Genomic DNA, 12,492 nt, shown 5'->3' with positions numbered 1-12,492 from the left:
CTTATATATGAATTCAAGTTTACCTTCTCACGAATTTGTTCGTGTAATTTTACTGTCGGTTCCTCTCATAGTTGGGGGAATCCTTCATATGATTGCAGTAAAAGCGGATATCTTATCTTACTTGAAGAAGCCGATTCATCAAAGATGGTTCGGCCAAAACAAAACGTGGCGTGGATTTTTCATAATGCCCTTGGCCACTTGGCCAGGAGTCATTCTCGCTCAGAAACTTGAAACTTTATTCGACTTAAATACACCACTACTGACTTCAGAGCCTGCTTGGCTTTTGGGTCTCCTCTTAGGACTTGGTTATTGTCTCGCAGAACTTCCCAACTCATTTGTAAAACGTCGTCTAGGTGTGAAAGAGGGACAAACTTCAGATCGCTATAAGTGGTTCTTTGTTATTTTGGATCAGGCAGATTCTGCCTTCGGCTGCATGCTGGCCTACAGGATACTTTTGCCGATTTCTTGGATCACAATTGTGCTTACCATTGTATTTGGAACAGTTATTCATCTCGTGATCAACGTTTCTCTTTATAAAGTTGGTATTCGAAAGAATCCATTTTAGGAAATTATGCTTAAACGAATTGGTATTTATCTCAATGAAATGTTTCCACTGTCGGCCGTTATTGGTTCTATTCTTACTGCAGTGGCCGTGCAGCTGATTTATCTTCGTTTGTATGATTTGAAACCTACATCTATTCTTTTTCTGATTATTCCGGCAATCGTGCTGACTTGTATCTCACTTTTAATTCGTATCATGGATGAGTTTAAAGATTATCAGGACGATTTAACCAATTTTCCTAATCGTCCACTGCCTTCAGGTAGAGTGGAGAAGAAGGACCTTGTAGCTTTAGGAATCTTCTGTGTCATAACAGTGATCTTTCTCAGTATGACATCCATGAAGCTCCTTATTTGGGCATTCATAACACTTGGTTTTACTTTTTTGATGTTAAAATGGTTTTTTATTGAAGACCGAATGAGAAAGAGTCTTCCACTTGCCTTCATTACCCATCATCCGATTGTACTTTTTAATTTTACTTATCTCATGATTGCTTGCATGCAGATGAACCCGGCTGTGACCTTTGATAAGGCCCTTTATATTTTGCCTCTTTGCTTAATTTTCACGAATTGGGAAGTCGTTCGAAAAATTCGTGCTCCTGAACAGGAGACTGGGTATACAACTTATTCAAAAATATTTGGACCACGTCCTGCGGTCTTAATGGCCCTCATTTTACAATTAATTTTTAATGCGACTGTTCTTACGATTTTTGTAAAACTAGGTTCGCCGCTTTGGTTGATCGGATCCTACTCATTAATCCAATTTGGACTTATGTTACCTTCGATTTCCTTCCTGGTGACTTTGAAACTTCCCAAACCACTTAAACCTTATTCTGAAGGGCAAATTCTCAGTGTTGTGGCATTTCTATTAATCGCGGCCCTTCTATGAATTATATCAGCTCTCAAAAAGAATTAGCATCGGTTGATCTGGTAGGTGGCAAAGGTGCTCATCTTCAGAAGCTAATTCATTGGGGAGCTCCGGTCGCGCCGTTTTTTGTTCTTACTACCGAGTGTTTTAAATATTTCAAGCAGCTTCAAAAACTCCCGATTGAAGTAGAGCATGCATTTCAAAAGTTTTTCAAAGAGCACAAAACAATTGCTCTAAGAAGCTCGATGATCTCGGAAGACAACGCTGATTCAAGTTTCGCGGGCCTTTTTGAAACCATTCTTGATGTGAATGAGAAAACGTGGAAAGACGCACTTTTTAAAATCTATGCTTCTGTTCACTCTGATCGAGTGAAAGAATATATCGAAAAGAAAGATCTTAAAGTCGATCTGTTAATGGCGGTAGTGGCCCAGGAACAGATTCAGGTCGAAAAGAGCGGTGTCCTTTTTACCCGTTCACCGGTTGAGCCTACGTCGGTAATCGCGATTGATGCCGCTTTTGGAATGGGTGAAGGAGTGGTTTCAGGTCACGCCATCGTTGACCATTATCAATACACTCGCAACCTGGAACGAGTGTCTCAACTGATTCAGAACGAAAGACCGGTTTTGAATGAGGCCGAGATTCTGGAGCTCATTTCAGTATCTTTGAAGATGGAAAAGGCGATTCATCTTCCAAGTGATATCGAATGGGGATTTAAAAATGGAAAGCTTTATCTTTTCCAGATTCGTCCTATTACACGTGACTTTTTACCTCTTAAGATCTTTGTCGACACCAATCTATCTGAATCATATCCCGGAACTGTTAGTCCTTTTACGGCGAGCTTTGTTAAGAAGGCCTATGAGAACGTTTTCCGTGAATCAGCGGTAATTTTAGGCGCTCAAGGAAGGCGTTTAGAGATTCTCAATCGTCATTATGAGAATTTAATCAGCTCTGTGGATGATCATCTTTATTATAATCTCGAGCACTACTATGCCGTTCTTAGGGCCCTGCCAGGTGGAGAGAAGAACATTCAAAATTGGCATCAGATGATTGGAGGAAAGGTGAATGGGGTAGACATTCCTCATCACGACACTGAACTTTCAAAATTTGAGACCATCGTTACGATTAAGACCCTGCTTAAACTTATCTTTGATCGTAAAAAAGTCTTTGGCCCGTTGTTGAATGATTTCAAGAAAAATCACGAGATCATTGAATCCGAAATTAAGTCTTTAAAGAACTCTAAAGAAACGATTACTTATTTGACCGGACTTATGAATCGTCCTTTGGGATTTGGTCTCACCATCGTAAATGACATCTTTGTCATGATGGGGCTTGGAGTTCTTTCCAAATCACTCAAAAAGAAAGGACTTCCTGAAGAGCAGGTGATTGATCTTTTAAAGACCACTGAAGGAGTGGATTCAGTAAAACCTCTGGAACATTTCAATCAGGTGGTGGAAGGGTTAAGTGAAAAATTCCTTCATGCCTTCGCTCAATCAGATTTAAAGATTGGCTTTCATCCTTTTGAAGGCATTTTTTCTGATCTCAGGAAGCAAGGATTCAACGAAGAAGTTAAAGCACTCGAAGATTTTTTAGCACAATATGGTGACCGTTCCTTTGAAGAATTGAAGCTTGAAAGTCTTCCCATGAAGAACAATCCGATTCTGGTTAATCAGCTTCTTCACTGGGCCAAGAAGAATCCTTCCATTATTAAACCGAATCATCATGAAGCTTCTAGTCTCGATCTTACATGGTTAGAAAAGAAAGTGGTGGCGTTTACTCAAGATGCAATAGCCATGCGAGAGGCCACAAGATTGTGGCGTGGACGTTACTATCATTTATACCGGCAGTTGGTTTTAAAGATCGGACAGGATCTCATGAGTGAAGATTCTTCTTGGAAGGAGTTTGGGCCACTTGATTTTTTCTCGCTGAGTTCAGAGGAATGGCCCCTCTTTGCTTCTGGGGAAATGAGTAAAGATGAAGCTCAGACCTTGATGAAGAAAAGAAGAAGCTGGCAGACCAAGAAACAACAATATCCTGAGATCATTCCGTGGGTCGAATCCGAGGCACTTCCAAAGTTTAACACAAGTATTGAAGTGGGTGTTTTAAGCGGACAGGGTGTTTCTCCTGGCTTCACTGAAGCTCTTGCATTAGTGCTAGAGAATCCAAATGATGCTCTTCAATCTGATTTAAAAGAATTCATCCTTGTTACAAAAAATACGGACCCCGCATGGGTCTATATCATGTCCCGCAGTAAAGGGCTGATTTCTGAAAAGGGATCACTTCTTAGTCACACGGCCATCATTGGGCGAGAACTTAATGTTCCAACCATTGTGGGAGTAAAGCACGCGACCCAAAAAATAAAAACTGGGGATCGTCTGAGAATTGATGCCATCAAGGGAACAATTGAGGTCTTATGAGCTACTTTGAATCTTATGTGACTTTAAAAGAATATCGTCGGGACCCACTGGGCTTTGTGATTAAGATGCATGAAAAGCATGGTCACCGCATCCACATGAACTTCTTTGGAAAAGAGGTCTTCATCATTAGTGATCCTCAGGATGTTTTGCATGTCCTCAAAACAAATAACAATGGCTATACAAAAGGTCGTACCACCAAGGCCCTTCGTTCTTTTCTTGGCCAGGGTCTCATCACGAACGATGGGGAATCTTGGCGCAAACAACACCGCTTGATTCGTCCAATCATGAATCTTAAAAGTGTCTATGAACTGGCGCCTCGAATTTTATCGACCTCGATTGAATTCATTCCAGAGATTGAGAAACAAAAAAAGGTCAATGCATTTAGAGAAATGAATCGCCTTACCTGGCGGATTGTTCTGAAAACATTATTCACTCAAGACATTACGACTGAGATGGATGATTGGTTGGAAGATATTCTGGATCTGATGCAAATTGTAACGACTAAAACTCGCTCTTCTATTCCTGTCCCATTTTGGGTGCCGACTAAAAATCATCAGCGCATGAGAAAGATCATCGAAAAATTTGATCATCATGTTTATGGGATCATTAAAGAACGTCGAGAAGGTCAAAAGAAGCATGATTTATTACAACTTCTGATTGATGCTCAGGAAGAGGGCACCGCCCAAATGACTGATCGTGAGATCAGAGACGAGATCATGACTTTCATGATGGCCGGTCACGAGACAATTACGAACTCTATGACCTGGACCTTGATGGAGCTTGCGAAGAATCCGTCTTATAAAGAACATTTAAAAGTTGAGGCCGAGACCTTCTTTAAGAATAAAAACTTTGAAGAACTGAACGCCATGCCTTGGCACGGGGCCGTGATTGATGAAGTCATGAGACTCTGGCCCCCGGTTTGGGTCTTCATGAGGCAGGCCGAAGTGCCGGACCAGATTGGAGATTTAAAAATTCCACCTAAGGCCAATGTGGTTCTTGCTCCTTATTTGAGCCATCGAGCGAAAGATCTTTGGGAAAAACCAAATGAATTTTGGCCTGAACGTTTTCTTCCATCAGAAAAAAAGAAGATTGTTCAAGGAGCATTCTATCCTTATGGGCTAGGTCCTCGTGCTTGTATTGGGGCCTATTTTGCAGGCATGGAAGCAAAGATCATCCTGGCCAGTCTTATTCAGCATTTTGATTGGGACATGATTAAGTATGAGCCGGATCAAAAAAACGAGGCAGGAATTAGCTTAAGACCGCTCAACAATATTATGATGAATTTCAGGAGAAGAGCTTGAAAGTTCAGTCAGTAGACGTTTGGGACGAAACATTCTTTACGGAGTTCGTGGGTTTTAGAAATAAAATCCATCGCGATATTGTAGCGAGCTTTCCTGAGACCAATGCTGATTACTCTCGCTTCTTTGGGGCAGAGTCTGTTTTTCTTTCTGACTTTGCCTGGACCGCGGTCATGGTGAAGAGTGAAAAGGTCCTCGCCAAAGGAATACTCTGTTGGCGAAAAGGAACGAATCAAGGAAACCTGGGCTTTCTTGATTGGGAAAATAATGAGGAAGCAGCAAAACTTCTGATTCAAGAAATTGAACAAGTGGCGAAAAAGAACAATCTCATCGTTCTTAAAACTCCGATTGATCTCAACTTTTTTGTGAAATATCGAATCCGAGTTCCGGGTGGGGAAAAACCGGTATGGGGCGAGCCTGTCTATCCGGATTACTATCATGACCTTTTCGATAAAACTGGATTTAAAGAAATTGGTCGATGGGACACCTATCGGTTGAAGAAGATTCAAGGGATCATTGATTACTTTTTAAAAAGAAAAAAGCTTGCTGTTAAACCAACTGGTAGTCACAGCAAAACAAAGGATAAAAGTCTTCGCACTACCATTCGCTGTGTGAAGATGAGTGATTGGGAGAATGAACTCAAAATCATTCACGCTCTGTTCACTGAGGCCTATAAAAACATGCCAGAGTTTGAACCCATCTCCTTTGAGCAGTTCAAAGTCATTTACGATGATTTCAAATATATTGTGCATCCTTGGTATGCTTACATCATCGAGTTACGGGGGAGGCCTGTTGGGTTTAGTATTAATTTTGCGGACCCGCTTCCAATTCTTGCAAAGTATAAAGGTAAGAAATTAAATTTTGTTCAGAAGGCATGGATCATGGCACGTCTTAGAATGAATATGTCGTGTTTTATGATCGCACACGTAGGAAAAATTCCGGGTCCAAATGGAGAAGAAATTAAAGGAGTGCAGATTCAAGCCTCAAAGCGCATTCAGTTGTGGGGAGCTCTGATGAGGAAGGTCTTGGTGACATTCCAGCACACCAATTCACCATCGCGCAGATCATTTGAAGAGAAATCTCAAACGACCTACGCTCAGTATGTTCTTTACGGTAAGGATTTATAGAGAGCTTTTCTTTTTGATGTTACCTAGAGTGAATCCCACGTTTTTAGCGATCTCTTGAACTTCCATCACGATGTCCTTACTTAGATCACCAATGTTTAGGAAATTCTTTTTACCGCTGAAACCCAATGAGAAGGTCTCTGCCATACAGGCATAACATTCATTATGCCCAAGTGGAAACACAATGAAGTCGAGAGATTGATCTTGAGGAATCGAGGCAACACCACCAAGATGGTATGTAAGATCAGGTCTTTCAGATTCAATTTTAGAAATCATTTCTGGTTTAATTGAAGGAGGAACGGCCACATCAACAACCACTGCATTCTCTTTAAAAAGATCAAGGCTCAAAAAGCCGTTTGAAGCGCTTGCTCCGCAAAGAACAACATCAGCTTCTTTCATTTGTGTAACGTCGGCGGAGGCCACGAAAACGTTTTTGACTTCTTCATTATTTAAAAACTTGATGAGATCTCTGTCTTTCCAATGTTTCGAAACAACTTCAACCACTTTTGAATTTGCTTTTGAGGCCGAAATTTCATCAAGAATACGTTTAGCTGCCTCTTGGTATTTTAAGCTCGATTCAATAGGGGAGTGGTGAAGCATGATCACCTTGCCCACGTGATCGGCCATTAGGCTCGTGGCCACAGACATAATATTTCCAGCGGCGCCAATCAGGGCCACGGTCGCATTTTTCAGATCAATCTTTTTCTCTTCAGCGGAACGAAGAGCTGATTGCACTGTTAGTGAAATGGTATAAGCATTTCCGGTCGTCAGGTTCATGCCACGCGAGTTTAGATAGAGGCCATTACCGGAAACGATTGAAGTAAATTGGCCCAGACCTACTGTCGAAGCACCAAGTTGTTTGGCGAAATCTACCGCATTCTGAACTTTTTGAACGACTTTATATTTTTGTCTCGAAGTAAATGTTCTCTTCAGTTCTTCAGATGTGACTGGAATTCCCAGCATCACCACATCCATTTCAACGCCATTCTTGTCCACAATTGTCTGAGCGTGATAGACCTCAAATTCTGCCATGTCTTTTGGAAGAGCGAGTTTTCTTAATAGTCTCTCGCCTTGAACGCCTTTTAACGATTTCGTTACTTTTTTAATGTGGGCCTCATCAATAAGGTGGCAAAGGAAGACGCTGATTGGTCTTTCACCAGTGATTTCCGTCTTAAGGGCATCAGTCATTTCATTTGTAACAGCTTCGCCCGGATAGATAGAAGAAAGGAAGTAGGCCACATTACGCTCATTTAAAGCGCGGCTCATATTATCCAGAGCGAGAATAAGTTCTTCCACCTGGATGATCGTAAAATAAAGACTTGGAGCAATTCTCAGAGTGAGATTGTTTGAAAGAGAAGGACTCATACGGATGTTCTCATGGTTCAGGAGAACCGAGGCCATCATATAACCTTGCATATTTGAGTCACAGATCGTTTTGAATTCAAATCCCATCTCTTTAAAAATGTCATAGAATTCAATGGCGAGCATCATTCCTTTACCGCGAATTTCTTTAATGATGTTCGGATATTTTGAGCGGAGCCATTCTAGACGAGCGACCATGAAGTCGGCGGTCTTTAGACCTTCTACAAGCGGTGAGTTCTCACCTTGCAAGATGTTCAGAACTTCAAGGGCAACACTTGAAGAGAAATCATCATCACTAAATGTTGAAGTATGAAGAAAGCCAAAGTCTTCTACGTATTTTCTATTATTAATTGTTGTAGCGGCGATTTTAGCGATACCGCCACCGAGTGACTTAGAAAATGTATAAATGTCAGGAGTGATATCGGTGTGAGTGCCTGAGGCCAATTTACCTGTGCGGTACATACCGGCCTGAATTTCATCAAACACAAGAAGGAAATCTTCTTGAAGAGAGAACTTTTTAAGGAGGGCCAGGAATGGAGCATTGACAGGTAGAACGCCTGCTTCCCCTTGGATTGGTTCAACAAAGGCGCCGGCCAAAAGTGAGAATGAATGCTTGGCCCAGTTCACCCCTTGTGGTGTTTCGCTGATGAAGATCAAATCCTGTTTAGAATCTTCGATAAGCTGTTCGAAACTTACTTGATCAATGTATTGAGAAATAAACGTGGTGTTTTTATTTTCTTCTCCGCCTAGATAGAACGGAGTTCTGAAACCTTCATTGAATGTAAGGGCCAATGCGCCCATGGTCTTCCCGTGATAGCCCTTTTCAAGTGCCAAGAAGCCTGGTTTTTGCGCGAGTTGTTTTTTATTGATTTCTCTAACTAGTGAAACCAATTCATCAATGTCGAGTGCATTGTTAATTTGGTGAAGAAAGTACGATTTTCTTTCTTCATTCATTTTCAGTCCAGAAATCTTCTCAGCAAGCTCGCTACGAAGATGACGAACAAACTTCGCCTGGATGTCAGCATGAGATCTTTTGATCTTTAATTGCGCCAGGTTCATTTCTTTTTCTATTTCTTGCTCTAACTCAATCAGTTTGTGGCCGAAATAAATAAGACAATGTTTTAAGGCCGCCTCAATCGCCTCTGTTCCTGAATTCGAAAAAGTTGTGATCCAAGGACCTTCCCCAGTTTCCTGGTGAAGAGTGTCTGAAATTCTCTTGGCGAGTTTTCCTGCTTCCTGACGAATGCTTCCCTGAGTGAGAGATGGTGAACCCTTATCATGCCACTCCTGAACTTTCGCCAGAATGTGAGGATTTCTATGACCTAAGATATTGGCCCCGTAGCCACCAGTTAAGTCTAGGACTCGATGTATTTTTTGATCTTTTTCATAAAAAAGATAATCACCTTCTCCATGATAGAAGTGCTTGGCGAGCTCCATTGTCTCAAGAAGTTTTGAGGTCAAAGGACGGGCATAGTAGGAGAAGAGATCTTTCTCTGCCGGGTTCTTCAACTTCTGATTTAGGAGCAAGGTTTGTTGTATAGTCATTTGGTAATCTATAAGCAATTCTTATGCCACTGACGTGCCCTTAACAAATGCTTAAAATTTCCTTTTTCCGTCTAAAAAAAAGCGGGTGTCAAAAGTTTAGACACTTTTCTAACACCCCCCTAATGCAACTCGAATTACAGGTGACTCTTCTTCCATTAGCCTAAAAGAATGAGGGCGAACTTTGCTCACTTCGGATTGAGTGTTCGGAAGCATACATCTTGGAATGTTGTGGTAACGCTTTCATTCCTGGTTTTGACCACAACTCTTCTGGTCATTTACGTCTCTCCCTCGGCCTATCAAAATGATCTTCATCAACGTCTTCAATGGGTCCATGTGGCCATTTCGGTGATTGGGCTTATTATTGCTTTTTTAACTCGTAAAAAATGGTCAATTGAATTGGCCGTTGGTCTGTTCATCATGCTCTATGGGCCCTACTATTATTTGACCTGGCATCAGCACGAAATCTTTATTTTTCATTCTTTGGCCTTTAGTCCTTTTATTGCCATCAAGCTGCATTTCTTCGCTCTCGCATTCTTAATCCCTGGACCTTTTTGGATAAACTTATTGATGATGATTGCTTTTGGTGTAGAAGCAGTGGTGATGTGGTCTTATTTTGATATACCGAATTTGAAAATGGTGATCTTAGGTTTCGAGCCCATTACAACCATTTTGTTCGGAGTGGTTTCTTTGTTTCTTCTTTTCTTTCGTTATCGGGACGAAAAGATCATTCGAGAACTGAGTATCAAGCATGCAGAGGCCCTGGCCTACGAAAAAGTGGCAAAGATTTTTTTGAACATCCGTGACCGCACCAATACTCCCATCCAGACCCTTAAAATAGCCATTTTCATTTTGAGTAAGAAGCTGCCCCCGGATGATGAGCTTATTCCCATCATGGAGAAGAGTATTGCGAAGCTCACTGACTTAAACGAGATCCTTCATCAGACTGAGTCTCATATCAAATGGCATGGACCAGAGATGATGTCTGATCAGGACATTCTAAAATTTATCAGTGAATTGGATAAAGATACCCGACAAGATGACTCCGACTAAAGTTCCTCATTAATCATCTCTTAATACCGATAGGTCTTAGGAGAGGTTTGTATGGAAAACATTACATGGATTTATTTTCAGTTTCGTAAAGCTCACGACTATCCGGTGTTTGTGAGGTTGAAAAGTAATGAACTCAATACAAAGTTCACTCATCTTCTTAATGAAATGGGATTCGGGCAGCTAAATGATAAGGAATCTAAAAAAGTTCAGCTTCAACGTGTTCACACGCGTATTCTTACGATTCAAGAGGCGAGTGCCCGACTACAAATTCAAATCAATGGTTCGGATCTTTTAGATAAATATGGCCCGGAGTCGTTATCGCTTCAAATGGGTGTTCCTGTTTACACTTATCGCAAAGTAGGTGTGATGGGTGTTCCTCAGAATAAGACTCTTTGGGACCTTGCTATTAATCCTGAAATTTCTCACACTGATCAGATGGTAGGACTTCGAGTGATCCTGGTCCGTTATCTTGCCCAAGCATTGGCCCCGCAGGGTGTACTTTGTTACTGGGGCACTATTAAAGACGACACGGTCATTGCCATGAAACAGGCCCAGTCTTTTGGTGAAGCAGTGATCATAGATGCTCAAAAGAAAATGATTTTTACTAATGGCGGAGAGATCCGTCTTGGTGCTTCACTTAAACTTCTCCGCAAGGATAAAGAGGTGGGTCATCCCACCACGATGTCACGGGAAGACATTATTTCTTTTTTAAGTGTATCAACTTGTCTTTTAAGTTTTAACGGCATTTCCCACTCCATGAAGAAAGTGATCTATGATCTCAGTTCTCAGGTGACGGGAACTTATGCTGTGACAGAAAACCTGCTGAATCTGTAGTTGTCTTCACCCATTTAGTTTTATAAGCTACTCCAATGAATCAAGAATGGATTGATCCCGTCATTTTTTCAGTTGGGCCTTTACAAGTACGCTGGTATGGGGCCATGTATGTTTTAGGCTTTGTTGTTGGTAGCTTCATCCTGAAGTATCTTGCGAACAAAAAGTTTTGGCCTTTAGACAAAGAGGCAATTGATAAATACATTACGATGCTCATCATCGGGATGTTTCTTGGTGCTCGTCTTTTCTATGTTTTCATTTACAACTGGGAATACTATTCAGTTAACTTGATGGACATCTTTTCTGTTTGGAAAGGTGGACTTTCATTCCACGGCGCCGTTTTCGGCATGTGTATCGCGACCCTGATTTTCGCTAAAAAGAACAATGTTCATTTCTTCCAAATCGCCGACTGTATGGCAGTTGCCGGTTCGCCAGGACTTCTGTTTGGTCGCCTTGGGAACTTCATTAACGGTGAGCTTTACGGACGTGTGACTGATTCATGGGCCGGGATTGTATTTCCTGGCGGCGGACCTTTTCCTCGTCACCCTTCACAATTGTATGAAGGTCTGATGGAAGGGATTCTCCTTTTCGGAATTCTTTTCTACATCCACAAACGCGAACGTTTCTACGGTGTCGTAAGTGCGGTGTTTTTATTGGGCTATGGTGTGTTCCGCTTTATCGTTGAATTCTTTAGAGAGCCGGATGCGCAGCTGGGTTATTACTTTGGCTACTTCACCATGGGTCAGTTTCTGTGTCTTGCGATGATTATTCTTTCGTACTTCATTCTGATGTACGCTAAGAAAGTTAACGTAAAGAACCCTTTGACTCAGCGCTAATTATTTCGAATTCGCTTTTTTCATTTTGTTCATTAGGTTCGAGGTCATATCGGCCGGATGAACTGCATAGAAAATAGGGAAGCAGGTGATGGTACAAGCAGCACTATAAATATGCTTTAGGGGTTTGGCGTCCCAAGTATAGTAGGCCTCTTCGCCGGTTTTCTTATATGTGGTTTGTTTACCCAAGCGATTGATCAGTGATTGGAAAAACACATCATGGAGAAAATAAGAAGGAAGACGGGCGAAAAAATCCTGAACTTCTCCTTCTCGGACTTGCACGATCACCGGGAATTTATAGCGAATGTGGGCAACTTGAAATTTTAAAGTCCTCATTCCCCCTTCATTACTCATCATTTCCGGCTTTCCGTATTTCTTCTCCAACTCTGCTTCTGGCTTCCCAGGCATGAAATCATTCAAAGTATCGAGGCTAAAATTGTAATTAGGTGCTTCAACTTTAGCGTTTAAAGGTTGAAACATGAGGAGGAGGCATGGCAAGATGATAAGGAGTTTTAACATAACATTTATTTTAGCACCTTTTAAGAGCGACCGGTTCCTCTTTCTAGGTATTTGACTCTTTTAGTTAAGATTTCAAAAAGCAAAGATTTG

General features: G+C 41.5%; 10 protein-coding genes. 8 read left to right on the top strand and 2 right to left on the bottom strand.

What is annotated here, in order from left to right; all coding sequences use genetic code 11:
• The first annotated feature begins 7 nt into the window (after nt 1–7).
• Genes ACJVC5_RS03290 through ACJVC5_RS03270 form a run of 5 tightly spaced genes read left to right on the top strand, consistent with a single transcriptional unit; the run spans nt 8 to nt 6,265 of the window.
• Entirely contained in the window at nt 8–565 is a 558-nt protein-coding gene (locus ACJVC5_RS03290; RefSeq protein ID WP_408097962.1) for a CDP-archaeol synthase, read from the top strand.
• Between the two features lie 6 nt (nt 566–571).
• A complete protein-coding gene (locus ACJVC5_RS03285) occupies nt 572–1,447 on the top strand; it encodes a hypothetical protein (RefSeq protein ID WP_408097961.1) in 876 nt (291 codons plus the stop codon).
• Nucleotides 1,444–3,840 (top strand): PEP/pyruvate-binding domain-containing protein, encoded by a 2,397-nt coding sequence (locus ACJVC5_RS03280; RefSeq protein ID WP_408097960.1) that lies wholly within the window; start codon nt 1,444–1,446, stop codon nt 3,838–3,840. The genes ACJVC5_RS03285 and ACJVC5_RS03280 overlap by 4 nt, the downstream gene beginning before the upstream one ends.
• Nucleotides 3,837–5,141 (top strand): cytochrome P450, encoded by a 1,305-nt coding sequence (locus ACJVC5_RS03275; RefSeq protein ID WP_408097959.1) that lies wholly within the window; start codon nt 3,837–3,839, stop codon nt 5,139–5,141. Before ACJVC5_RS03280 ends, ACJVC5_RS03275 begins: the two co-directional genes overlap by 4 nt.
• Nucleotides 5,138–6,265, top strand: coding sequence for a hypothetical protein (locus ACJVC5_RS03270; protein WP_408097958.1), 1,128 nt, complete (start codon nt 5,138–5,140; stop codon nt 6,263–6,265). Before ACJVC5_RS03275 ends, ACJVC5_RS03270 begins: the two co-directional genes overlap by 4 nt.
• On the opposite strand, the gene ACJVC5_RS03265 is transcribed toward ACJVC5_RS03270, so the two are convergent.
• Nucleotides 6,260–9,169: an aminotransferase class III-fold pyridoxal phosphate-dependent enzyme gene (locus tag ACJVC5_RS03265; protein WP_408097957.1), complete on the bottom strand. Its 2,910-nt coding sequence runs from the start codon at nt 9,167–9,169 to the stop codon at nt 6,260–6,262. The genes ACJVC5_RS03270 and ACJVC5_RS03265 overlap by 6 nt on opposite strands.
• Nucleotides 9,170–9,337: 168 nt before the next feature.
• Here ACJVC5_RS03265 and ACJVC5_RS03260 point away from each other — a divergent pair, with 168 nt between their 5' ends.
• From ACJVC5_RS03260 to lgt, 3 genes are read left to right on the top strand one after another with little or no spacing between them, the layout of a single operon-like run.
• On the top strand, nt 9,338–10,219 hold the full coding sequence (locus ACJVC5_RS03260) for a hypothetical protein (protein ID WP_408097956.1): 882 nt from the start codon (nt 9,338–9,340) through the stop codon (nt 10,217–10,219).
• A gap of 51 nt (nt 10,220–10,270) precedes the next feature.
• Nucleotides 10,271–11,053: a hypothetical protein gene (locus tag ACJVC5_RS03255; protein ID WP_408097955.1), complete on the top strand. Its 783-nt coding sequence runs from the start codon at nt 10,271–10,273 to the stop codon at nt 11,051–11,053.
• 35 nt (nt 11,054–11,088) lie between these two features.
• Nucleotides 11,089–11,886, top strand: coding sequence for a prolipoprotein diacylglyceryl transferase (lgt, locus tag ACJVC5_RS03250; protein ID WP_408097954.1), 798 nt, complete (start codon nt 11,089–11,091; stop codon nt 11,884–11,886).
• Here the strand turns inward: lgt and ACJVC5_RS03245 are convergent, their stop codons facing one another.
• Complete coding sequence (locus tag ACJVC5_RS03245) at nt 11,887–12,402, bottom strand: hypothetical protein (protein WP_408097953.1); 516 nt, start codon at nt 12,400–12,402, stop codon at nt 11,887–11,889. It lies immediately after the preceding gene.
• Nucleotides 12,403–12,492: the final 90 nt, after the last annotated feature.

The organism is Peredibacter sp. HCB2-198, assembly GCF_045999315.1.
GTDB lineage: Bacteria > Bdellovibrionota > Bacteriovoracia > Bacteriovoracales > Bacteriovoracaceae > Peredibacter.
This window is presented reverse-complemented; position numbering and strand designations above follow the sequence as displayed.